The organism is Curtobacterium sp. GC_Cur_3 (assembly GCF_026544205.1).
GTDB lineage: Bacteria > Actinomycetota > Actinomycetes > Actinomycetales > Microbacteriaceae > Curtobacterium.
Genome location: NZ_JALNUI010000007.1, coordinates 39,843 through 63,517, shown reverse-complemented (window position 1 = coordinate 63,517; position 23,675 = coordinate 39,843). Strand labels below are relative to the sequence as shown.

The window sequence follows — 23,675 nt, the reverse complement described above, 5'->3', positions numbered from 1 at the left end:
TCGTCGATCGTGCGGGGAAGGGCCGGTGTTGACCCTCGTCCTCAAACTAGTCAGTGTCTAGAAAGGAGTCAATGCCTACATCCTCGTAGGCTGTGTCCATGACGACGCGGCCGTTCCACCACGGGAACCTGCGGGCCGTCCTGCTCGAACAGGCCGAGGTCATGCTCCGCACCGCCGGGTCCGAGGGCCTGTCGCTCCGTGAGCTCGCCCGCCAGGCCGGTGTCAGCCACGGCGCACCGCGGAGCCACTTCATCGACCGTCAGGCCCTGCTCGACGCGCTCGCCGAGCAGGGGTTCGACCGGCTGACGCGAGCGGTGCGCTCCGCTCTCGACGGCGCCGAGTCCGCTCGTGTCGGCTTCGACCGCGTCGCACAGGCCTACGTCGACTTCGCGATCGAGGACGCCGCGCTGATGGAGCTGATGTTCGCCGCCAAGACGAGCGCACGACCCGGGGCCGTGCAGGAGGCAGCCGGCCGGTTGTTCGCGGCGCTCGACGACGTGATGGGTCCAGCGGGCCCCTCCGTGGCGGACGGGTCACGTGACACCTTCACGATGCTCTTCGGCGCGACCATGCAGGGGATCGCGGCGCTCGTCGCGTCCGGTCGGATCGCCCGTGCCCAGGGTGACGTCCTGGTGACCGCGGCGATGGCGATGCTGCTCGACTCCGAGCTCGGCCATGCGGTCGTCGCGCGGCGCTGATCCCGCGGCGGACGACCCGCAACATCACGGTCGGGTAACGGTGTGGTGTCAACGTTCTTGACGCCATAACGTCCACGTCAACCGATTGACACCGAGCGTCGATCACCGGAAGGAGGCCTCATGCTGACCCTGCGCGACGTCGCTGCGAAAGCCGGAGTGTCCGCCTCCACGGTCTCGCTCGTGCTCAACGGGCTCGACGAGGGGCGCATCCGTCCCGCGCTCAGCGCGCACGTCCGACAGGTCGCCGATGAGCTCGGGTACGTCCCGGACCTCATGGCACGAGGCCTCCGGACGCGACGGACGCACACGATCGGGCTGCTCTCGGACCAGGTGGCGAGTGCCCCGTTCGCCAGCTCGATGCTGGGCGGTGCGGAACGCGTCGCACAGTCGGAGAGCTTCCTGCTGCTGCTCATCGACACCGACGGCGACGCGGCGCAGGAGCGCGTGGCCGTCCGCAGCCTCGTGCAGCGCAACGTCGACGCGCTCGTGTACGCCGCCGCCTGGCACCGCGCGGTCGACCTCCCGGTGGTTCCGGACCGGATCCCGCTCATCGTCCTCGACGGGCTTCCGTCCGACCCGGAGTCCCGGGCCGACTGGGTCGTCCCGGACGAGCGCGGGGGAGCGGAGGGCGCTGTCCGGCACCTGATCGACGCCGGTCACCGGCGGATCGCGTACTGCGGGGTCGCCGAGGACGTGCCCGCTGCACACCAGCGGTTCCAGGGGTACCTCGACGCCCTCCACGCTGCGGGGCTGCCGTTCGACGAGCGTCTGGTCGTCGCCGCATCCGACAGCACCACGGCGGCCGCGCGACCCGTCGCCGCGGAGCTGCTGGGCAGGACCGACCGGCCGACCGCCGTGTTCTGCTTCGGGGACCAGCTCGCGTTCGGCTTCTACCAGGTCGCGCAGCGGCTCGGCATCGGCATCCCCGAGGCCCTGTCCGTCGTCGGTTTCGACAACCAGCACTACGTCGCCGACGCGCTCGACCCCGGCCTGACCACGGTGCAGCTCCCGCACCGCGCGATGGGCGAGTGGGCGGCACGGCGCGCCATCGAACGCATCGACGGCGACACCGCCGACCCCTCCCACCACCGTCAGGCGTGCGAGCTCGTCGAGCGCGGCTCGGTCGGTCCACCGGCGGACGTCACCGTCACCTCCGGAGCCCGGACCGCCCGCTCGTAGCGGTCCCCTGTCCTCCCCGTCTCCCAGCCGGCTGCCCACACCGCCGGTCTGGTTCGTCGCGCCTGCGTCTCCGCGCAGTCGCGCGCCATCCACCACAACGAAGTGAACGGAGCACCACCATGCGCACCACCCGAACAGCTCGGCGCCTGCTCGCCGGGATCGTCGCCACGGCTCTGGTCGGGGTCGGTCTCGTCGGCTGTGCCTCGTCCGGCGGCGACAGCGGCGACGGCAAGACCTTCACGATCTGGCAGTACGAGAGCAAGGACTCCGCCCAGTACCAGTCGTGGCGGGACGCCGTCACCACGTTCAAGGAGAAGCACCCGGACGTGGACGTGAAGCTCGTGTCCACCAGCTTCGACAACATGCAGAAGAACGCCAAGCTGCTCCTCACGGGCAACAAGGTCCCCGACGTCGTCGAGGTGAACAAGGGCAACGCGGATGCCGGACAGCTGGCATCGCAGGGCCTGATCGAGAACCTGGACCCGCAGGTGAAGAAGTACGGCTGGGACGAGAAGGTGAAGGGCGCGATGTCGTCGCTCGCGCGGTACGACCAGAACGGCAACGCCGGTTCCGGCAGCTGGTACGGCGTCCCGAACATCGGCGAGGTGATCGTCTGGTTCTACAACAAGGACGCCTTCGCGAAGGCCGGCATCACCGAGGCGCCGACGACGATGGACGAGCTCGAGCGGGACATGCAGACGTTCAAGGACCAGGGCACCACCCCGGTCGCGAGCGGTGCGAACGCGTTCGGCGCGCTCTGGACCTGGTACAGCCTCGTCTCGGCGAAGGCCGACCGGAAGCTGGTCGACGACTACATGTTCCTCAAGGGCAGTCCCTCCCTGGACTCGGGGGCCTTCGCCGAGGGCACCGAACAGTTCCAGCGGTGGATCGACAAGGGCTACCTCGGCAGCAAGCTCGCCGGCGTCACCGGAGACCAGATGGACGCCACCTGGCTGTCCGGCAAGAGCCCGATGATCGTCGAGGACTCCGCCGCGTTCAACCGCTTCAAGGCAGACGCGAAGTTCGACTGGGGCACCTTCACCCTCCCCGGCGCGAGCCTCAACGCCGGCTCGTCCGGGCACCTCTGGGCCGTGCCGACCAAGTCGGGCAACAAGGAACTCGCCTACGACTGGATCAACACGACGCTGAGCTCGCAGGTGCAGAACGCCATCGGCAAGCGCGCGGGGCTGCCCCTCGCCGGTGACCCCTCGGTCATCAGCGACCCGCAGACCAAGGCACTCACGCAGCAGTTCGCCGACGTGGTGGACAAGGACCAGATCTCGTTCTTCCCGGACTACCCCGTCCCCGGGCTGCTCGACTTCCAGCAGTCCGGCATGCAGGCGATGGTCAACAAGACCAAGACCGCCGACGAGTTCACGAAGGAACTGCAGGCGTTCTACAGCAAGGGCAAGAAGCAGGTCAACGGCTAGCCGTCGCTGCTCGCGGGGTGGGTGCCGCATCGGTGCCCACCCCACCCCGGCACGACCGTCAGGCCGCGCACCCGCTCGTTCTCATCGAAGGACAATGATGACCTCAGACACCTCGCTCCGCAGCCGTGGCTCCGCCTCCCGCGCCGCCACCGCCCGCGTGGCACCGACCCGCAGACGGCCGTCCCGCGGCGTCTCCTACTGGTGGTACCTCGCCCCGATCATCGTCGGGTTCACCGCCGTCGTGCTCGTGCCGTTCGCAGTCAACGTCTACACCAGCTTCTTCCAGTGGAAGGGCGGCCTGGCCCCGATGGTCTGGTACGGACTGGGCAACTACACCGACCTGCTCCACGACGACCTCTTCTGGGAGTCGTTCCGGAACACGGCGTTCATGATCATCGCGATCGTCGTGGTCCCGACCGTCATCGGCCTGGTCCTCGCGGCGGTCCTGTTCGACTACCTCGGCCGGACGTTCGGTCCGCGCGCGGCATCGGTGCTCCGCGCCACCTACTACCTGCCCCAGATCGTCCCGATCGCCGTCGCCGGCGTGGTCTGGAGCTGGATCCTCAACACCCAGGGCGGCGCGATCAACTCGATCCTGGCCGCCGTGGGCATCCAGAACGGACCCGACTGGCTGGGCGACCCGAAGCTGGCGCTCTTCTCGATCATGCTGATGCTCGTCTGGGGGCAGATCGGGTACCCGGTCATCATCTTCATGTCGGCCCTGCAACGTGTGGATCCCGAACTGCACGAGGCAGCCGAGATGGACGGCGCGAACTGGTGGCACCGCTTCCGGGCGATCAGCATCCCGCAGATCCGGCCCGAGGTGTTCATCGTCGTCCTCACGGCGACCGTGGGGGCGCTCAAGGTGTTCGCGCCGGTCCTGATCCTCACCAACGGCGGTCCGGAGAGCTCGACGTACGTGCCCTCGTACTACTCGTACCTCAACTTCTTCCAGCTCTCACGCGTCGGCTACGGGTCGGCGCTGTCCACCGTGCTGACCGTCATCATCTTCATCATCGCCGCGGTCCTGCTCTGGTGGCAGCGCCGCAGCGTCCGGAACCTGGAGGGCTGACCCCGTGGTCACACTCATCGAGACCCGCCCACCCGCGGAGCAGACGTCCCCGGCACCACGTCAGCCCCGCTCGGCCCAGAAGCGCGGTGCCCTCCGGTGGATCGTGCTCGGGATCGCGATCCTCACGGGGGTCGTGATGGCCTCGCCGTTCCTGGTCCTCGTGCTCACGGCGTTCCGCACGCAGTCCGACTACGCGGCGAACGGGCCGTTCTCGATCCCCGACCACCTGACGCTCTCGGCGTTCAGCCGGTACCTCCGGGACGTGGACTTCCCGCTCGCGCTCTGGAACTCCGTCGCCATCTCGCTCCTGGTCGCCGTGATCGGCGTGCTGATCTCCCTCTTCGCCTCGTACGCGATCGGTGTCGGCAAGGTCCGCGGGGCGACGCTCGTCACCGGCGTCCTGCTGTTCGCGACGATGCTCCCGCAGGAAGCGATCATCTACCCGCTCTTCCACGGTGCGCAGGCACTGGGCCTGCGGGACTCCATCTGGTCCGTCGTCATCATCTTCGCGGTGCTGCAGTCCGCGTTCGGGACCTACCTGCTCGGCAGCATCTTCGGCACCTTCCCGCCGTCCCTCCTCGAGGCAGCACGGCTGGACGGTGCCAACCGCTGGCAGGTGCTCTGGCAGGTGGTGTTCCCCGTGATGCGGCCCACCCTCTCGGTGCTGCTGATCTTCTTCTTCATCTGGACGTGGAACGAGTTCTACATCCCCGTGGTGATGCTCACCGACCCGGCGAACCAGACCGTGCCCATCGCGCTGTCGACCCTCCGCGGCCAGCTCTCGACCGACATCACCGAACTCAACGCCGGATCCCTGCTGTCCCTCCTGCCGACGCTGCTGTTCTTCCTCTTCTTCCAACGCACCCTCACCCGCGGCATCACTGCCGGCGCGGTCAAGTAGCCCGAAAGCGACACCATGATCCACGAACTCGACCAGCTCGCCGTCCTGCCCACCGGTGTCAGGAGCCGCTCCATCAACGCCGAGAACCCCGACGGGTCGCCCGGTGGGGCCGCACGGACCGCCTCGGACCTCGGCCCCGGGCGGAAGGGCCGCGCGTTCTCGGCGCTGCCGGCAAGAGGACGTCTCGTCCTCGCCGACATCGACGGGCCCGGCGTGATCCGGCACATCTGGCTGACGGTCCCCGACACCACCGAGACGAACCCGTTCGTCCTCCGCAACCTCGTGCTCCGCATCTACTGGGACGGCTTCGAGACCCCGGCGGTGGAGGCGCCCGTCGGCGACTTCTTCTGCAACGGGTTCGCCGAGCGCGCGCTCGTCACGTCGATCCCGATCACCGTCGCACCCACCGGTGGGATGAACTCCTACTTCGCCATGCCGTTCCGGAAGCACGCCCGCATCGTGATCGACAGCGACCACCCCGACGACGTCGACGCCGTGTTCTTCCAGGTCGACTACACGGTCGGCGACGACATCGCGGACAACGTCGGGTCCTTCCACGCGCAGTGGCGACGCAGCAACGCGACCGCCGGCCACGGCAACGACCACGTCGTCCTCGACGGCGTGACCGGCGCCGGCCGGTACCTCGGCACGTTCATCGGCCTGACGTCGCTCGAGCGGTACTGGTGGGGTGAGGGCGAGGTGAAGTTCTTCCTGGACGACGACACCACCCACCCGACCCAGTGCAGCACCGGCCTCGAGGACTACGCGGGTGGTGCGTGGGCGTTCCAGGACGCCCTCCGTGCCAGCCCGGAGCCGCAGCCGATCACGTACAGCGCCCCGTACTTCGGCTACCCGCAGCGCACCATCACCGACACCACCGCGGCGTCGCCCTTCGCGACCGCCATGGCTCCGAGTCACGGCATGTACCGCTGGCACCTGCCGGACCCGATCCTGTTCGACTCGGCCCTCCGCGTCACGCTGCAGCAGATCGGGGCATGGGACGGCGGGCTCTTCGAGCGCAACGACGACGTCTGCTCCACCGCGTACTGGTACCAGACGGGTGCGACCACTCCGTTCCCCGCGTTCCCGGACGCCCGCGCACGGCAGCCCCGATGAGCACGGTCCAGGCCACGAGCGGTGACCTGCTCCGGCCCCGGCAGCACTTCACCCCGCGGCAGGGGTGGATGAACGACCCGAACGGACTCGTCGTCCACGGGGGCCGGTGGCACCTCTTCTTCCAGCACAACCCCCACGGCACGGACTGGGGCACCATGTCCTGGGGGCACGCCTGGTCGACCGACCTGCGCACCTGGCACGAGGAGCCCGTCGCGATCCTGCACGACGCCGACGAGGACGTGTTCTCCGGCAGCGTCGTCGTCGCACGGCCGTCGGACCGGGACGACGCACCCCGGGCTGGCGACCTCGTCGCGATCTACACCAGCGTCGGCACGGCGAGTTCGGACCGCGCCGGGTCCCAGGCGCAGGCGCTCGCCACGAGTGCCGATGGCGGTCGGACGTGGTCCAAGCGTGCCGGCGGTCCGGTCCTCGACCGCGGGTCCACGGACTTCCGGGACCCGCACGTCTTCCGGTGGTCCGACGGCGTCGACGAGCGGTGGGTGATGGTCGCCGTCGAAGCCGTGGAGCGGGCGGTGCTGGTCTACGGGTCGGACGACCTGGTCGAGTGGCGCCAGCTCAGCCGGTTCGACCCGGTCATCGCGGTCGACGGGATCTGGGAGTGTCCCGACCTGTTCCCCCTGACGGACCCCGACAGCGGAGACGTCCGGTGGGTCCTGCTGCTGAGCCTCGGCGACGGACACCCCGCCGGCGGGTCGGGCATGGTCGCGTTCATCGGTGACTTCGACGGTGAGACCTACACCGCGGACACCGAGCCCGGATGGGTCGACCAGGGACGCGACTGCTACGCCGGCGTCACGTTCACCGACGCGCTCGACGGCCGACGCGTCATGGTCGCCTGGATGTCGAACTGGCAGTACGCGCACGTCCTCCCGGAGCACGGGTGGCGCGGCGCGATGACGCTGCCCCGGGAACTCTCCCTCCGGACGGTCGACGGTCGGCCACGTCTGGTGCAGCACGTGGCCGACGAGCTCGCCGTCCCCGGCACACCGGCCACGTCGCAGCCGCTCGAGGTCATGGCCGGCGCGACCGTCCGCGTCACGAGTCCCGACGGCGACCCCATCGGCCTCCGCCTGCGGCTCGAGCGCGAGCAGACCTCCGGCGACCTGCTCGTCGACGGCCCGGGGTGCACGCTGTCCTGGTCGCTCCGTGACCGCGAGCTGGTCCTCGACCGCCGAGTGGTCAACGGGTACGGCTCGGGGTCACCGTTCCCGTCCACGACGCGGGTCCCGCTCGCCGGCGACACCGACAGCGTCGAGCTCTACGTCGACAACGGGTCGGTCGAGGTCGTCACCGACGACGGCGCGACGCTGCTCACGGCGCTCCTGCCGCCGAGTGCCACCGCCCCGTCGCTGACCCTGCGCGCTGTGGGCGGCAGCGTCGTCGGACACGTCGAGACGTCAGCCCGCATCGACCAGACGCCGGTCCCCGGATGACCGCCCCTGCTGCCGACGCGAGGTCCCGGCCCGCACTGGTCATCGGCGAGACGCTCGTCGATGCCGTGCGTCGTGCGGACGGCACCACGAGTCGGCACCCGGGCGGTGCGGGAGCGAACGTCGCACTCGGCCTCGCCCGCCTGGGCCACCCGGTCGTCCTCGGCACCCACACCGGGCGCGATGACGACGGCCGGACGCTGCGCGCCCCGCTCGAGGCGGCGGGGGTCACGATCGACGAGGTCCACCGGTCCCCGTCGCGGCCGAGCCACGTCGCACACGCCGAGCTCGACGCCGACGGCGCAGCGACCTACGCCTTCGACGTGGACTGGGACGTCCGCCCGACCCTGGACCCACTCCGCCCGCCGGTGCTCGTGCACACGGGGTGTCTCGGGACCCTGCTGCTCCCCGGAGCGGAGGCCGTGCTGGAGACCGTCCGACGAGCACGGGAGACGTCCTTCGTCAGCTACGACGTCAACATGCGCCCCGCCGCGGTCGCGGACACTCCCGCCACCGTGGCCCGGGTGGAGGCGTTCGTGGCGGCGAGCCACCTCGTGAAGGCATCGGACGAGGACCTCGCCTGGTTGTACCCGTCCGTCGAACCGGCCGAGGTCGCAACGGCGTGGAGCAGGAGCGGACCAGCCGTCGTCCTCACACGTGGCTCGGAGGGCGCGACGCTCTTCACGGACGGGCACACCGAGCACGCCCCGGCACGCCGGGTACCGGTCGCGGACACCATCGGTGCCGGCGACGCCTTCTGTGCGGCGTTCCTCTCCTCTCTCTGGCACCAGGACGCCTTCGAGCGCGGGCCACGAGACGTGCCGACGTGGCGTGCGGCACTGCACCACGCCGTCGCGGCGGCGGCGTGGACGGTCTCCCGGCCGGGAGCCGACCCTCCCACGTCCGAGGACCTCGACCGCTTCCGCAGGTCCGCGCCGGAACGCCTGCGAGGATGACCACGTGCAGCACAGCGACGACGACGGCCGCCGCCCCGACGTGACGACGGTCGAGGTCATCGGCGGACCCGAAGCAGTCCACGTCGACCTGCTCCCGTACGACGAGCGCTGGCCCGCGGTGTTCGCCGAGCACCGGGACCGGATCCGGCAGGCACTCGGCGCGGGTGGGTCGACCGTCGGCATCGAGCACATCGGCTCCACGGCCGTGCCCGGGCTGGCGGCGAAGCCGATCATCGACGTCCTGGTGACGGTGGACGACATCACCGCCGAGGAGGACCACGTCGAGCTGCTGCTCGCTGCCGGGTACGTGCTGCGCGTCCGCGAGCCGGGCCATCGTCTGGTGCGAACGCCGGAGCGCACCGTCCACGTGCACCTCTACGAGCACGGTGCCCGTGCGGTCGAGGACTACCTGCTGTTCCGTGACCGTCTGCGCTCGGACGCGGAGGACCGGGCGCTCTACGAGGCCACCAAGCGCGAGCTGTTCCGCCGGCAGTGGGACGACATGAACGACTACGCGGACGCCAAGACCGACGTGATCGAGGCCATCAGGGCCCGAGCGCGCGCGGCCCGCTGACCCTAGAGGGCGTGCGCCCCGAGCAGCATCCCGGCGATCCACGTCGCAGCCAGAGCGAGTGCGCCGCCGACGACCACCCGGGTGGCCGCGCGGCCACGTCGTGCGCCGCCGAGGACAGCGCCGGTGATGCCCGTCGCGGCCAGGGCGAGCAGCACGGCGACGACGACCACGGCGATGCGGCTCGACGGCGGCGCGAGGAGGGTCGCGACGAACGGCAGGAGACCACCGACGAGGAACGTCGCTGCGGACACCCAGGCGGCACGCCACGGGCTGACGACCTCCTCGGCCGCGGCACGCTCCTCCGCTGCGACCCAGGCGTCGCGGACCTCGGGCCGTGCGAGCTCGTCGGCGACCGACGACGCGACGGCCGCTGACACCCCGAGCGACCGGTAGGCGGCGGCGACGTCGTCGTGCTGCTGGGCGGCCGCCGCACGTCGAGCGGCGGCGGCGGTCTGCCCGGTCCGCTGGGCGTCCCGGGCGCCGCTCACCGAGACGTACTCGCCGAGGGCCATCGACACGGCCCCACCGACGAGGGCGGCCCCGCCTGCCGCGAGCACGGGACCGATCGCGACCCCGGCGCCCGCGACACCCACGACGACCGCGGCCACGGACACGATGCCGTCGTTCGCGCCGAGCAGGCCGGCACGGAGCCAGTTGAGCCGCGCGGCACTCGTCGACTCCGCCGGTGACAGGTCGGGCAGTGCGGGGACGGTCGTGGTTGCCATGTGGACGAGCAAACACCCGGACGGCGCGGCTGTCCAGCCAGGCAAGGCTGTCCTGACCTGGGGTTTCCAGGTCAGGCAAGCCTCACCTACCCCAGCGTCACCGACCCCCGTCGCGGGACCGGAGGAACGCCACCTGGCGCTCCCAGTGCCGGAAGCCGCCGCCCTCGTGCCCGTTGTACGCGTAGACCTCGATCTCCCGGTCCGCGGAGCCGAGCGCGTTGTACGCCGCGAAGGTGGTGCGCGGCGGCACGACCTCGTCCATGAGCGCGACGGAGAACAGTGCGGGAGCGGTGATCCCGGCCGCGAAGTTCACCCCGTCGAGGTAGGACGTGGTCGTCCAGACCGTCTCGGCCGCGTCGCGGTGCACGGCGAGGTAGCGGACCAGCTCCTGGTATGGGTCGCTCACCGCGACGAGGGCTCCGTGCTCCCAGTCGCACAGGAACGCGACGTCGGGCATGACGGCGACGAGCGGTCCGACGTGGGCCTCGACGAGCGCCGCCGCGGCGATCGCGATCCCGCCGCCCTGGCTGCCACCCGTGAGTGCGATGCGGGCCGGGTCGACACCCGGGAGCGTCCGGACCGCATCCACCAGTCGGATGGCATCGGTGAAGACCCTCCGGTAGTAGTGGTCCTCGGGACGCTCGATGCCGCTCGTCATCCAGCCACCGATGTGCGGGCCGGCACCGTGCGGGTCGGGGGTGTCCCCGCCGCCCCACCCGCTGCCCTGCCCGCGGGTGTCCATCACGACGTGGACGTACCCGGCGAGGGCCCAGGCCACCCGTTCCCCGGGACGACCGCGTCCGCCGTTGTAGCCGAGGTACTCGACGACGACGGGCAGGTCGCCCGCGGCGTCCACCGGTCGGGTGACCCAGGCGCGCACGGGGTCACCCGCGAAGCCCGGGAAGGTCAGGTCCTCGACCAGGAGCCCGGTGACGGGGGTGTCCGCGGGCACCAGGGTCGGGGTGGTGTCGGCTCCGGCGGCTCGGGCTTCGGCGATGGTGTCAGCCCAGAACCGGTCGAAGTCGTCCGGTCGGCGGATGGTGGGTCGGTGGGTGCGGAGTTCTTCGAGGGGCAGGTCGGTCAGCGGCATGGTGGTGTCCTCCGGGGACGATCATGCCCCCGGTGCCGTCGAGACGGCACCGGGGGCACGGTGATCAGGTGAGTCGGTGCGTCGGTCAGCGCACCGCGTCGCGGTAGCGCTCGAGCACCTCGGGGCGCGGGTCCGCCGGCACCGTCGTCGTGGCGATGTCCCACGACGGCAGCGTGCCCGACAGTGCCCAGGCCGCCTGGCGTGCGGCACCGGCGGCGACGTACTCGCCGGGTTCGGGCAGCTCGACGTCACGGCCGAACACCTGCGCCGCGATGGTGCGGACGGCCTCGTTGCGCGCGGCCCCGCCGATGAGCAGGAGCCGCTCGACGGTGACGCCGGTCGCCTCGACGGCGGCCAGGCCGTCCGCGAGCGCGCAGAGCATGCCCTCGAACGCCGCCCGGGCCAGGTGCTCCCGGTCGGTGGTCGCCGGGGTCATCCCGAGCAGGGACGCGGTGGCGTCCGGACGGTTCGGCGTGCGCTCACCGACGAAGTACGGCACCAGGACGAGGCCGTCGGCCCCGGCAGGCGCCGCCAGCGCCAGGCGACCCAGCTCGCCGTGGTCGACGCCGAGGAGGCCGCCGATCACCTCGAGCACGCGGGCCGCGTTGAGCGTCGTGACGATCGGGAGGCGCGCCCCCGTCGCGTCCGCGAAGCCCGCCACGGTCCCGCTCGGGTCCGCCAGCTCGGTGTCGGTGACGCCGAAGACGGTCCCGCTGGTCCCGAGGGACACCGCGACGTCGCCCGGGCCGAGCCCGAGTCCGAGCGCGGCACCGGCGTTGTCGCCGGTGCCGGCGCCGACCAGGAGCCCCGCTCGTGCGACGGCGCCGCCCGGCAGGGTGACGTCGGCGTCGAGCGTGCCCATCGCGGCGTCGGGCGCGACGACGCGGGGCACGACGACGGCGTCCGCGGACCCGTCACCGGCGACGCGCATCGGCCGGCCGAGCGCGAGCTCGAACAGCTCGGCGTCGTACGCCTTGCGTGCCGGGTCCCAGTACGCGGTGCCGCTGGCGTCGGAGCCGTCGGTCGCGAGCGCGTCGAGGTCCGGTCCGTTCGGGCTCTCGTCCGCGGGACCGAAGCCGCGCAGCCGCCACGACAACCAGTCGTGGGGGAGTGCGACCGCAGCCACGCGGGCTGCGTTCTCCGGCTCCGCGTCGCGGAGCCAGCGCAGCTTCGTGCCGGTGAACGAGGCCACCGGGACGAGTCCGGTGCGGGTGACCCAGGCCTCCCGGCCGAGTTCCTCGACCATCTGCGCGGCCGCGTCGGCGCTGCGGACGTCGTTCCAGAGGAGGGCGTCGCGGACGACGCGACCCTCGGCGTCGAGCGCGACCATGCCGTGCTGCTGGCCGGCGACCGCGGCGGCGGCGACGTCGTCGAACCCGCCGGCGTCCGCGATCGCGGCGCCGAGGGCGTCCCACCAGTGGCGGGGGTCGACCGACGTGCCGTCCGGGTGGGACGCACGACCCTCACGGACCACGGCGCCGGTGTCGGCGTCGCGGATCGTGACCTTGCAGGACTGGGTCGAGGAGTCGACCCCCGCCACCAGGTCAGCCACGAGCGCCCATCAGGTGCTCCATCGCGAGCTGCTGGAGCCGGACGAAGCCGAAGCCCTTGCCGCCGAAGTACGCGTCGGCGTCGAAGTCCTCGTACGCGGAACGGTCGGCGAGGAACGCGTCGTAGGTCTCGCCCTCGTTGAGCGTCGGGGTGGAGAGCTCGGGGACCTTGGAGGCCTCGAGGGCTGCCTGGACCTCGGGGTCGGCGCGGAAGGCCTGCGCGCGCTCCTTGAGGAGCAGGTACATGCGCATGTTCGCGGCCGCGGAGTCCCAGACACCGGAGAAGTCCTCGGTGCGGCTCGGCTTGTAGTCGAAGTGGCGCGGGCCGTCGTACGCGACACCGCCCTGGGGCGAGCCGTGCTCGAGCAGGTCGACGAGCGAGAACGCGTTCTGCAGGTCGCCGTGCCCGAAGACGAGGTCCTGGTCGTACTTGATGCCGCGCTGGCCGTTGAGGTCGATGTGGAAGAGCTTGCCCGAGTAGAGCGCCTGGGCGATGCCGGCCGTGAAGTTCAGGCCCGCCATCTGCTCGTGGCCGACCTCGGGGTTCACGCCGAAGAGCTCGGGGCGCTCGAGCGTGTCGATGAAGGCGATCGCGTGGCCGAGGGTCGGCAGCAGGATGTCGCCGCGGGGCTCGTTCGGCTTCGGCTCGATCGCGAACCGGATGTCGTAGCCCTTGTCGGTGACGTACTGCGCGAGCAGGTCGACGGACTCCTTGTAGCGGGAGAGCGCGGCCTGCACGTCCTTGGCGCTGTCGTACTCGGCGCCCTCGCGGCCACCCCACATGACGAACGTCTTCGCGCCGAGCTCGGCGGCGAGGTCGACGTTGCGGAAGACCTTGCGGAGCGCGAACCGGCGGACCTGACGGTCGTTCGAGGTGAAGCCGCCGTCCTTGAAGACCGGGGCGGAGAAGAGGTTCGTCGTGACCATCGGCACGATGATGCCGGTGGACTCGAGCGCACCCTTGAGGCGGTCGATCTGCTTCTGCCGTTCGGCGTCGGTCGAACCGAACGCGAACAGGTCGTCGTCGTGGAAGGTGAGGCCGTAGGCCCCGAGCTCGTCGAGCTTCTCGACCCCCTCGACCACGTCGAGCGGGGGTCGTGTCGGACCGCCGAAGGGGTCCGAGCCGTTGTATCCGATGGTCCAGAGACCGAAGGAGAACTTGTCTTCGCGGGTGGGCGTCGTCGCCATGGTGTGTCACCGTTCGTCGTCGAACAAAATGTTGCCGCGCCCAACATAAGCGGTAGGGTGGATCGTGGCAAGGACGTGATCGCAAAGGAGCGAGCGGATGGCACAGGAACGACAGGCGCAGCAACGGCTGCGGGTCGCGATGGTCGGGCACGGGTTCATGGGCGCTGCCCACTCGCAGGCGTGGCGGACCGTCGCGCGGTTCTTCCCGCTCGCGGTGGAGCCCGAGATGTCCGTCATCGTCGGCCGTGACCCCGAACGCACCGAAGCCGCGCGGGCCCACTACGGCTGGGAGCGCGCGGCCACCGACTGGCGCGCCGTCGTGGCCGACCCGGACATCGACGTGGTCGACATCTGCTCGCCGGGGTCCTCCCACGTCGAGGTCGCGATCGCCGCGCTCGAAGCCGGCAAGCACGTCCTCTGCGAGAAGCCCCTCGCCAACACCGTCGCCGAGGCCGAGGCGATGGCCGCGGCCGCCACGGCAGCGGCAGCGCGGGGCGTCCGCGCGATGGTCGGGTTCAGCTACCGCCGGGTGCCCGCGATCGCCCAGGCCCGTGCCCTCGTGCAGGCCGGCCGCATCGGCACCGTGCGGCAGGTCCGTGCGCTCTACCTGCAGGACTGGCTCGCGGACGAGGACGGCCCGATGACCTGGCGCCTCGACAAGGAGCAGGCCGGCTCCGGGTCCCTCGGGGACATCGGCGCGCACGCCATCGACCTCGTCGAGCACGTCACCGGGTCCTCGCTGACGAGCGTCTCCGGTACCCTCGCCACCTTCGTCGAGGAGCGCCCGCTGCTCGCCGACGGCGTCGGGCTGTCCGGCACCGCGTCCACCGAGCGTGGCCGGGTCACGGTCGACGACGCCGCCTGGTTCCTCGGACGGCTCGCGGGTGGAGCCGCCGACGGTGCGGTCGGGTCCTTCGAGGCCACCCGCTACGCCACCGGCCGGAAGAACGGCCTGACGATCGAGCTGAGCGGCTCCACCGGCGCGATCCAGTTCGACCTCGAGTCGATGAACGAACTCCGCGTGTACGACGCCACCGCCCCCGCCGGGGAGCAGGGCTTCACCCGCGTGCTCGTCACCGAGCCCGAGCACCCGTACATGGACAAGTGGTGGCCGACCGGACACCTCATCGGGTACGAGCACACCTTCACGCACGAGGTCGCCGACCTCGTGACCGCGATCACCGAGGGCACCGACCCCGAGCCCTCGTTCGCCGAGGGCCTGCACGTGCAGCGCGTGCTCGACGCCGTCGAACGCAGCGCCGCCGACGGCAGCAGCTGGACGGCGATCCCGTGACCGATGACCCGACCGCGACCGACCGCACGACCACAGCCCACCAGGAGGGCACCATGGCACGCCACGCACTCGTCGTCCGCGGGGGATGGGACGGACACCAGCCCGTCGAGACCACGGCCGTCTTCATCCCGTTCCTCCGCGACAACGGCTTCGACGTCCGGGTCGAGGACTCCACCGCCGTGTACGCCGACGACGCCGTGATGGCCGAGACCGACCTCGTCGTGCAGGTCAACACCATGACGACCATCGCCGACGACGAGTTCGCCGGCCTGCAGCGGGCGGTCCTCGCGGGCACCGGGCTCGCCGGCTGGCACGGCGGCATCGCGGACGCCTACCGCGACAACGCGGACTACCTGCACATGATCGGCGGCCAGTTCGCCCACCACGCGGGCAAGCACCCCGACGAGCGCATCGGCGAGCAGTCGGACAACTACGTGCCGTACACCGTGCACATGACGGACCTCGGCCACGAGCACCCGATCACCCAGGGCATCGACGACTTCGACCTGGTCACCGAGCAGTACTGGGTGCTCAGCGACGAGTACAACGACGTCCTCGCGACCACGACGCAGGACGCCCGCCCGTGGGACGCCTGGAACCGCCCGGTCACCGCGCCGGCGATCTGGACCCGCCAGTGGGGCAAGGGCCGCGTGTTCGTGTCCGCACCCGGGCACCGGGTCGAGATCGTCGAGTCCCAGCCCGTCCGCACCATCATCGAGAGGGGACTCCTGTGGGCAGCACGATGAACGTCGGCATGGTCGGCGTCGGGAACATCAGCAAGCAGTACCTCGAGCACTTCCCGAGCCTGCCGAACCTCCGCCTGACCGCGGTCGCCGACCTCGACACCGAGCGTGCCGCGGCCGTCGCCGCCGAGCAGGGCGTCCTGGCGCTCGGCGTCGACGAGCTCCTCGCCCACGACGACGTCGACGTCGTCCTCAACCTCACGATCCCGGCCGCGCACGCCGACGTCGCCGCCCGGGCGCTCGCCGCGGGCAAGCACGTCTACGGCGAGAAGCCCCTCGCGCTCTCGACGGCCGAGGCCACCCCGGTGCTCGAGCAGGCACGCGTCGCCGGGCTTCGCGTCGGCAGCGCGCCCGACACCGTCCTCGGCACGGGGATCCAGACCGCCAGGGCCGCGCTCGACGACGGCCTGATCGGCACCCCGCTCGGCGCCGCGGTGTCGTGGAGCGCCCCGGGGCACGAGCTCTGGCACCCGGCACCCGGCTTCTACTACCAGCCGGGCGGCGGTCCGCTCCTCGACATGGGCCCGTACTACCTGACCAGCCTCGTCACGTTCTTCGGCCCGGTCGTCCGCGTCAGCGGCAGCACGACCCGGTCCACCCGTGAGCGCACGATCGCCACCGGTCCTGCCGCCGGCACGGTGCTGCCGGTGGACATCGACACCCACGTCGTCGCCATCCTGGAGCACGAGGGCGGCGTGGTCTCCACCGTGACGCTGTCGTTCGAGGTCTGGGCCACGCAGAGCCCGCTCTTCGAGGTCTACGGCACCGCCGGCACCCTCGGCGTCGCTGACCCGAACCGCTTCTCCGACCCCGTGCGCATCGCCACCGCGGACGACCGCGACTGGCGCGAGCTGCCCGTCGGCGCCGGGTACCAGGACGCCGGGCGCGGGTACGGGCTGTCCGACCTGGCCCGCGCCGTCGAGACCGACCGCGAGCACCGCGCCTCCGGCGACCTCGCGTTCCACGTCCTCGACGTGATGGAGGCGATCACCACCGCCGGCCGCGACCACACCGTCGTCACCGTCGGGTCGCGTGTCGACCGACCGGCACCGGTGGCCGCCGGGACCCGACCGGAGTCCTGGTGAGCGCCGTGGCGGACGCGGGGCGAGCCTCCCGTCCGGTCACGCTGTTCACCGGACAGTGGGCCGACCTGCCGTTCGAGGAGGTCGCACGCCTGGCCGGGGAGTGGGGCTACGACGGCCTGGAGATCGCCTGCTGGGGCGACCACCTCGACGTCCGGCGCGCCGCGACGGACCCGGAGTACGTCGCCGACCGGCAGCGGATCCTGCGGGAGAACGGCCTCGGCGTCTGGACGATCGCGAACCACCTGGTCGGACAGGCCGTGTGCGACGACCCGATCGACGCCAGGCACGAGGACATCCTGCCGCCGCACGTGTGGGGCGACGGCGACCCCGAGGGCGTCCGACAGCGCGCCGCCGAGGAGCTGCAGTGGACCGCCCGCGCGGCCGCCGCGCTCGGTGTCGACACCGTCACCGGATTCTCCGGGTCCTCGATCTGGAAGACCGTCGCCGGGTTCCCGCCCGTGCCGCCCGCGATGATCGACGCCGGGTACCAGGACTTCCACGACCGCTGGTCGCCGATCCTCGACGTCTTCGAGGAGGTCGGGGTGCGGTACGCGCTCGAGGTGCACCCGTCCGAGATCGCCTACGACTACTGGACCGCGAAGCGCACGCTGGAGGTCTTCGCCGACCGCCCCGCGTTCGGCTTCAACTTCGACCCGTCGCACTTCGTCTGGCAGGACCTCGACCCCGCCGCCTTCCTGCTCGACTTCGCCGACCGGGTGTACCACGTGCACTGCAAGGAGTCGGTGAAGCAGCTCGACGGCCGCAACGGACGCCTCGGCAGCCACCTGCCGTGGGGCGACCCCCGGCGCGGGTGGGACTTCGTCACCGCCGGCCACGGGGACGTGCCCTGGGAGCGGGTCTTCCGCGTGCTGAACCACATCGGGTACACCGGCCCGACCAGCGTCGAGTGGGAGGACGCCGGCATGGACCGGCTCGTCGGCGGGCCGGAGGCGCTGGCGTTCGTGCGGCGGCTCGGCACCATCGCGCCGCCCGACGCCTCGTTCGACGCCGCGTTCTCGCGGTCACGCTGAGGTCCGCGTGCCGACCGACGTCCCCCGGCGGAACACCGCCCGCGTGCTCCGCATCGTCCACGAGGGCGGCCCGCTCACCCGGGCCGACCTCACCCGACTGACCGGGCTGAACCGCTCGACCACCCTGGCGCTGGTCGGGGAGCTCGTCGACCTCGGGCTGGTGGGGGAGGACCTGGACGGCGGGATGGCCGCGGGTGCAGCCGCCGGAGTGGCCGCGGGCGGGGCCGGAGGTGCGGGGGCGCCTGCGCCCGGCACCGGCAACGCCCCCGGCACCGGCCGCGGTCGCCCGAGCCCGACCGTCCGCGCGTCCGCCGACGTCGTCGCGGCCGCGGTCACCGTGGAGATCGACGCCGTCACCGTGGCGCTCGTCGGGCTCGACGGCTCCATCCGCGTGCGCGTCACCGAGCACACCGCCGAGCGGCCCACCGCCGCCGAGGCCGTCCGCCTCGTCGCCGCCCTGCTCGACGGCCTGCACGAGGAGCTCGTCGGTCTCCGCCTGGTCGGCATCGGTGTCGCCATCCCCGGCACGGTCCGCGTCGAGGACGGCCTGGTCCGGTACGCGCCGCACCTCGGCTGGCGCGACGAGCCCTTCGCGGAACCCCTCGCCGCCGCCACCGGGCAGCGGGTCCGGGTCGCGAACGACGCCAACCTCGGCGCCCGGGCCGAGCACCTCTATGGCAGCGGCCGAGGCGTCCGCGACCTCATCTACCTCAACGGTGGCGCGAGCGGCATCGGTGGCGGCGTCATCAGCGCCGGTCGGCCCCTCAACGGCGCCGACGGGTACGCGGGCGAGATGGGCCACACCTTCGTCGCCGCGAACGGCATCCGCTGCCACTGCGGCGCGATCGGGTGCCTGGAGACCGAGGCCTCCCGGGCAGCGCTCGTCGCCGTCACCGGGGTCCCGGCCGACGACCTGCAGGCGCTCGCGGCGGCGCTGGCCGACTCCGTGGCGCAGGCCGGCGCCGGCGCGCCCGCGGACGGTCCCTCCGCAGTCGCGCGGGTCGTCGACCGGCAGGTGGCTGCGCTGGCCACCGCGCTCCGCAACGCCATCCACACCGTGAACCCCGCGGTCGTCGTCCTCGGTGGGTTCCTCGGCGTGCTGCTCGGGCACGTGGGGGACCGCATCGTCACCGCTGTGCGGGAGCAGTCGATGGCCGCCATGGCCGACCGCGTCCGCATCGTCCCCGCCGCCCTCGGCCGGGACGTCCTGCTCCGCGGAGCCGCCGAGATCGGCTTCCGCGACCTCCTCGACGACCCCACCCGGGTCGCCACCACCGACCCCGGCCGGGTCGCCGACACCGACCCCACCCGGGTCGCCACCACGCACCAGAGAGCGAGCACCGCATGAGCACCACCGACACCCAGCGCGTCAGCGTCCTGCAGGGCCAGGACGCCCTCACGATCGAGGACCGCCCCGTCCCCGCCGTCGACCCCGGCGACGTGCTCGTCCAGGTCGCCGCCGTGGGCGTCTGCGGCTCCGACGTGCACTACTTCCGCCACGGCCGCATCGGTGACTTCGTCGTCGAGGAGCCCCTCGTCCTCGGCCACGAGCTCTCCGGCACGATCACCGCCGTCGGCGAGGGCGTCGACACCGCCCGCATCGGGGAGCGCGTCGCCGTCGAGCCGCAGCGCCCGTGCCACCGCTGCGCCCAGTGCCTGGCCGGCCGCTACAACCTGTGCCCGCACATGCGCTTCTACGCGACGCCGCCGGTCGACGGTGCCTTCGCCGAGTACGTCACCATCGAGGCCGAGTTCGCGCACCCGCTGCCCGACTCCGTGTCGTTCGAGGCCGGTGCCCTCCTCGAACCCCTCTCCGTCGCGATCGCCGCGGTCCGCAAGGCCCGCATCGTCCCCGGCTCGTCGGTCCTCATCGCCGGCGCCGGTCCGATCGGCATCATCTGCGCCCAGACCGCCAAGGCGTTCGGCGCCAGCCGCATCGTCGTCAGCGACCTCGTCGCCGAGCGCCGTGAGCGGGCCCTGTCCTACGGCGCCACCGAGGTCGTCGACCCCACCGTCGTGTCCGTCGCGTCCGACATCGTCCCCGTCGACGCCTTCATCGACGCCAGCGGCGCACCCCGCGCGGTCTCGGACGGCATCAAGGCCGTGGGACCCGCCGGTGCCGCCGTGCTGGTCGGCCTCGGCAACTCGGAGATGACCCTGCCCGTCGAGCACATCCAGAACCTCGAGGTCACGGTCACCGGCATCTTCCGCTACACCGGCACGTGGCCGGTCGCGATCGAGCTGGTCGCCTCCGGCCAGATCGACCTCGACTCGCTCGTCACCGGGCGCTTCGGCCTCGACGACGTGCGCGAGGCCCTCGAGAGCGACACCGACCCCGAGTCCCTGAAGTCCGTGGTCTACCCCGGCGGCGTGCCCGCAGCCTGACGCGCGGCCACCACCCACCGGACTGGAGGCTCGGTGCCAGCTGGCACCGAGCCTCCCGTCCGCACGTGCCCGGCCCGCCACGCGCCCCGGACCGGGGCCACCTCCGCGCCACCGGGACGCGCTACGGTTCGCGCATGACCGTCGCTCCACCGCCGCAGCGCACCGATCGTCGCGCCCTCGTCTCCTGGGCGCTCTGGGACTGGGGATCGGCGGCGTTCAACGCCGTCGTGACGACCTTCGTGTTCAGCACCTACCTGGCGAGCCGTGCGTTCGTCGACCCGGCGCTCGTCGCGGCCGAGGACACCTCCGCCACCGCGAAGCAGGCCGTCCAGGACCAGCTCGCCCACAACGCCACCGTCGTCTCCACGGCGTTGACGATCGCCGGCATCGTCGTCGCCCTGGTCGCTCCCGCGGTCGGCCGGCTCGCGGACTCCTCTGGGCACCGTCGTCGCTCGGTGCTCGTCGCCACGATCGGCGTGGCCCTGTCGATCGGCGCGATGGTCTTCGTCGCCCCGAGCCAGCCGTTCCTGGTGCTCGGCGCCGCGCTCATCGGCATCGGGACCGTGGCGTACGAGATCGCCTGCGTCGGCTACAACGCGATGCTCGGGCAGGTCGCCCCCGGGCGCTCGACCGGCCGCGTGTCGGCGATCGGCTGGGCTGCCGGGTACTTCGGCGGCATCGTGCTGCTCGTCGTGCTCCTGGTCCTCTGCATCCAGGACTTCGGTGCCGGCGACACCGCGGGCCTGTTGGACCTGCCCGCGACCGTCGCCTCGGGGCAGTGGGACGTCCGCGTGGCCATCGGCATCGCCGCCGTCTGGCTGGCCGTGAGCTCCATCCCGCTGTTCCTCGTCGTGCCCGAGGCCGCGCGCGACGACGCCCGCGCCGGCACGCTGCTGTCCGCCTACCGGGACCTCGGCCGGGACATCGCCCGGCTCTGGCGCGAACGGCGCAACGTCCTGGCGTTCCTCGTCGCCAGCGCGGTGTTCCGTGACGGCGTCGGTGCGGTCTTCATCTTCGGCGGGATCATCGCCGCCCAGGTCTTCGGGTTCAGCGCGTCGCAGGTGATCCTGTTCGCCATCGTCGCGAACGTCGTCGCCGGCATCGCCACCTTCGCCTCCGGCAGGCTGGACGACCGCTTCGGTTCCCGCGCGCTCATCATGGTGTCGCTCGTCGGACTTGCCGTGTGCGGGACGGCGGTGCTCTTCGTCGGCAGCGCGCCCGCCGGGTTCTGGGTGCTCGGGCTCGCGCTGTGCGTTTTCGTCGGGCCGGTGCAGGCGTCCTCGCGCTCGTACCTCACGCGGCTCGCGACGCCCGGCCGCGAGGGTGAGCTCTTCGGCCTCTACGCCACCACCGGTCGTGCGGCGTCGTTCATCGCCCCCGCCATGTTCGGCCTCGCCGTGACTGTGGGGGGCTCGACGCGCTTCGGGATCATCGGCGTGGTGGTGGTCCTGGTCGCGGGCCTGGTGCTGATGGCTTTCGTCAAGCCCGAGCCCCGGGTCCCCGCCGCCTGACCCACCCTTCCCGACTCGGAACGACAAGGTCGCTGTCGTACGACCTCGGCGTTGTCGCGCGCGTCTGGGGAGCGGGCGCGGCGCGACAACCTCGCTGTCGTGCGACCTCGACGGTGTCGCTGCCGGGGAGCGGGAGGGCGCCGGACGGGAGGCTCGGTGGCGGACGCGGGGCGAGCCTCCCGTCCGGTGGGTGGTGGCGTTGGTGCGCGCTGGCCCGGTGGGCCAGGATGGGGGCATGACCGACCAGCGGATCGCCGTCGTCGTCCTCGCCGCCGGGCAGGGCACACGCATGAAGTCCTCCACCCCCAAGGTGCTGCACCGACTCGCCGGGCTGCCGCTCGTCGCGCACGTCCTGCGCACGGCCGAGTCGCTCTCGCCGGAGCACGTCGTGGTCGTCGTGCGGCACGAGCGCGAGCGTGTCGCCGCCGAGGTCACCGAGCGGATGCCGGACGCGATCGTGGTGGACCAGGACGACGTCCCGGGCACCGGCCGTGCGGTCGAGGTCGCGGTGGCAGCACTGCCGGCCGAGTTCGACGGGGCGGTCATCGTGCTGTCGGGCGACGTCCCGCTGTTGGACCGGCCGAGCCTCCGGGCACTGGTCGACGCCCACGCCGTGGCCGGCAACGCCGTCACGTTCGTCAGCGCCATCGCGCCGGACCCGACCGGCCTCGGACGCATCCTGCGCGACGCGGACGGGGCCTTCGTCGGTGTCGTCGAACACAAGGACGCAACCGAGGACCAGCGCGCGATCTCCGAGGCGAACGCGGGCATCTACGCGTTCGACGTGACGCACCTGCGTGCCGTGCTGCCCGCGATCACGACCGAGAACGCCCAGGGCGAGATGTACATCACCGACGCCCCCGCCCTGATCCAGGCACGCGGAGGGCGCATCGACGTCGTCACGCTGCCGGACCCGTGGGTCGTCGCCGGCATCAACGACCGGGCGCAGCTCGCCGACGCGGCCCGGGTGCTCAACGACCGCATCGTCCGACGTCACCAGCTCGCCGGCGTGGCGATCCAGGACCCGACGTCGACGTGGATCGACCTCGACGTGACGATCGAGGCGGACGCCGAGATCCTCCCCGACACGCAGCTCATCGGGGCGACGGCCATCGCGGCCGGCGCCGTCGTGGGCCCGGGAACGACCCTCCGCGACACCGAGGTCGGTGCCGGGGCGACGGTCAACCGCGTCGACGCCACGCTCGCCGTGATCGGGGACGGCGCCTCGGTGGGGCCGTTCGCGTACCTGCGACCGGGCACGGTCCTCGGCGACCAGGGCAAGATCGGCACCTTCGTCGAGACCAAGAACGCGCGGATCGGCCGGGGCAGCAAGGTCCCGCACCTGTCCTACATCGGTGACGCCGAGGTGGGCGAGGACTCCAACATCGGAGCCAACACGATCACGGCGAACTACGACGGTGTGCACAAGCACCGCACCGAGGTCGGGTCGAACGTCCGCACCGGCTCGCACAACGTGTTCGTCGCCCCGGTTAGGATTGGTGACGGGGCGTACACGGGTGCAGGGACGACAGTCCGCAAGGACGTCCCTGCCGGGTCGCTCGCGATCAGCTACGCCCCACAGCGCAACACCGACGACTGGGTCCAGGAACACCGACCCGGCACGCCGGCGGCCGAGGCGGCTCGGCGCGCGCGAGGCGAATGACACCTTCGACGGCCACCCGCCGTCACACGAGGG

The 23,675-nt window shown here is 71.9% G+C and carries 21 protein-coding genes; 17 read left to right on the top strand and 4 right to left on the bottom strand.

Features of this window, described 5'->3' with window-relative positions; genetic code table 11:
• Positions 1-98 precede the first annotated feature (98 nt).
• The 9 genes from OXR63_RS05260 to OXR63_RS05220 all read left to right on the top strand — a co-directional run bounded on the left by OXR63_RS05260 (position 99) and on the right by OXR63_RS05220 (position 9,377).
• Positions 99-698: a TetR/AcrR family transcriptional regulator gene (locus OXR63_RS05260; protein ID WP_267420573.1), complete on the top strand. Its 600-nt coding sequence runs from the start codon at positions 99-101 to the stop codon at positions 696-698.
• Positions 699-818: 120 nt separating this feature from the next.
• On the top strand, positions 819-1,877 hold the full coding sequence (locus tag OXR63_RS05255) for a LacI family DNA-binding transcriptional regulator (protein WP_267420572.1): 1,059 nt from the start codon (positions 819-821) through the stop codon (positions 1,875-1,877).
• A gap of 119 nt (positions 1,878-1,996) precedes the next feature.
• Positions 1,997-3,307, top strand: a complete 1,311-nt coding sequence (locus tag OXR63_RS05250; protein ID WP_267420570.1) for an ABC transporter substrate-binding protein — start codon at positions 1,997-1,999, stop codon at positions 3,305-3,307.
• 97 nt (positions 3,308-3,404) lie between these two features.
• A complete protein-coding gene (locus tag OXR63_RS05245; protein WP_267420568.1) occupies positions 3,405-4,379 on the top strand; it encodes a carbohydrate ABC transporter permease in 975 nt (324 codons plus the stop codon).
• Positions 4,380-4,383: 4 nt separating this feature from the next.
• Positions 4,384-5,280, top strand: coding sequence for a carbohydrate ABC transporter permease (locus OXR63_RS05240; RefSeq protein WP_267420567.1), 897 nt, complete (start codon positions 4,384-4,386; stop codon positions 5,278-5,280).
• Positions 5,281-5,295: 15 nt separating this feature from the next.
• Positions 5,296-6,396 (top strand): glycoside hydrolase family 172 protein, encoded by a 1,101-nt coding sequence (locus tag OXR63_RS05235; RefSeq protein WP_267420566.1) that lies wholly within the window; start codon positions 5,296-5,298, stop codon positions 6,394-6,396.
• Positions 6,393-7,850, top strand: a complete 1,458-nt coding sequence (locus OXR63_RS05230) for a glycoside hydrolase family 32 protein (RefSeq protein ID WP_267420565.1) — start codon at positions 6,393-6,395, stop codon at positions 7,848-7,850. The genes OXR63_RS05235 and OXR63_RS05230 overlap by 4 nt, the downstream gene beginning before the upstream one ends.
• Complete coding sequence (locus tag OXR63_RS05225) at positions 7,847-8,803, top strand: carbohydrate kinase family protein (protein ID WP_267420564.1); 957 nt, start codon at positions 7,847-7,849, stop codon at positions 8,801-8,803. The genes OXR63_RS05230 and OXR63_RS05225 overlap by 4 nt, the downstream gene beginning before the upstream one ends.
• Before the next feature lie 4 nt (positions 8,804-8,807).
• The gene (locus OXR63_RS05220) at positions 8,808-9,377 is read left to right on the top strand and encodes a GrpB family protein (protein WP_267420562.1); all 570 of its coding nucleotides are present in this window, start codon (positions 8,808-8,810) and stop codon (positions 9,375-9,377) included.
• 2 nt (positions 9,378-9,379) lie between these two features.
• Here the strand turns inward: OXR63_RS05220 and OXR63_RS05215 are convergent, their stop codons facing one another.
• The 4 genes from OXR63_RS05215 to xylA form a co-directional block, all read right to left on the bottom strand.
• Positions 9,380-10,102: a VIT1/CCC1 transporter family protein gene (locus OXR63_RS05215; RefSeq protein ID WP_267420560.1), complete on the bottom strand. Its 723-nt coding sequence runs from the start codon at positions 10,100-10,102 to the stop codon at positions 9,380-9,382.
• A 97-nt stretch (positions 10,103-10,199) separates the two neighbouring features.
• Positions 10,200-11,192, bottom strand: a complete 993-nt coding sequence (locus tag OXR63_RS05210) for an acetylxylan esterase (RefSeq protein WP_267420558.1) — start codon at positions 11,190-11,192, stop codon at positions 10,200-10,202.
• Between the two features lie 85 nt (positions 11,193-11,277).
• Complete coding sequence (gene xylB, locus OXR63_RS05205; RefSeq protein ID WP_267420556.1) at positions 11,278-12,744, bottom strand: xylulokinase; 1,467 nt, start codon at positions 12,742-12,744, stop codon at positions 11,278-11,280.
• Entirely contained in the window at positions 12,737-13,930 is a 1,194-nt protein-coding gene (gene xylA / locus OXR63_RS05200) for a xylose isomerase (protein ID WP_194661248.1), read from the bottom strand. Before xylA ends, xylB begins: the two co-directional genes overlap by 8 nt.
• 97 nt (positions 13,931-14,027) lie before the next feature.
• Between xylA and OXR63_RS05195 the strand changes: the two genes are divergently transcribed.
• The 8 genes from OXR63_RS05195 (at position 14,028) to glmU (ending at position 23,642) form a co-directional block, all read left to right on the top strand.
• Positions 14,028-15,224: a Gfo/Idh/MocA family protein gene (locus OXR63_RS05195; protein WP_267420553.1), complete on the top strand. Its 1,197-nt coding sequence runs from the start codon at positions 14,028-14,030 to the stop codon at positions 15,222-15,224.
• A 53-nt stretch (positions 15,225-15,277) separates the two neighbouring features.
• Entirely contained in the window at positions 15,278-15,970 is a 693-nt protein-coding gene (locus OXR63_RS05190; RefSeq protein ID WP_267420551.1) for a ThuA domain-containing protein, read from the top strand.
• Positions 15,955-17,052 (top strand): Gfo/Idh/MocA family protein, encoded by a 1,098-nt coding sequence (locus OXR63_RS05185; protein ID WP_267420550.1) that lies wholly within the window; start codon positions 15,955-15,957, stop codon positions 17,050-17,052. Before OXR63_RS05190 ends, OXR63_RS05185 begins: the two co-directional genes overlap by 16 nt.
• Positions 17,049-18,083: a sugar phosphate isomerase/epimerase family protein gene (locus OXR63_RS05180; RefSeq protein ID WP_267420549.1), complete on the top strand. Its 1,035-nt coding sequence runs from the start codon at positions 17,049-17,051 to the stop codon at positions 18,081-18,083. Before OXR63_RS05185 ends, OXR63_RS05180 begins: the two co-directional genes overlap by 4 nt.
• 7 nt (positions 18,084-18,090) lie before the next feature.
• A complete protein-coding gene (locus OXR63_RS05175; protein ID WP_267420547.1) occupies positions 18,091-19,431 on the top strand; it encodes an ROK family transcriptional regulator in 1,341 nt (446 codons plus the stop codon).
• A complete protein-coding gene (locus OXR63_RS05170) occupies positions 19,428-20,468 on the top strand; it encodes an NAD(P)-dependent alcohol dehydrogenase (protein ID WP_267420546.1) in 1,041 nt (346 codons plus the stop codon). The genes OXR63_RS05175 and OXR63_RS05170 overlap by 4 nt, the downstream gene beginning before the upstream one ends.
• Positions 20,469-20,602: 134 nt before the next feature.
• Positions 20,603-21,979 carry an MFS transporter gene (locus tag OXR63_RS05165; protein ID WP_267420545.1) on the top strand — a complete coding sequence of 459 codons (1,377 nt, stop codon included), beginning with the start codon at positions 20,603-20,605 and terminating at the stop codon, positions 21,977-21,979.
• A 235-nt stretch (positions 21,980-22,214) separates the two neighbouring features.
• Positions 22,215-23,642 (top strand): bifunctional UDP-N-acetylglucosamine diphosphorylase/glucosamine-1-phosphate N-acetyltransferase GlmU, encoded by a 1,428-nt coding sequence (gene glmU / locus OXR63_RS05160; protein ID WP_267420543.1) that lies wholly within the window; start codon positions 22,215-22,217, stop codon positions 23,640-23,642.
• The last annotated feature ends 33 nt before the right edge of the window (positions 23,643-23,675 follow it).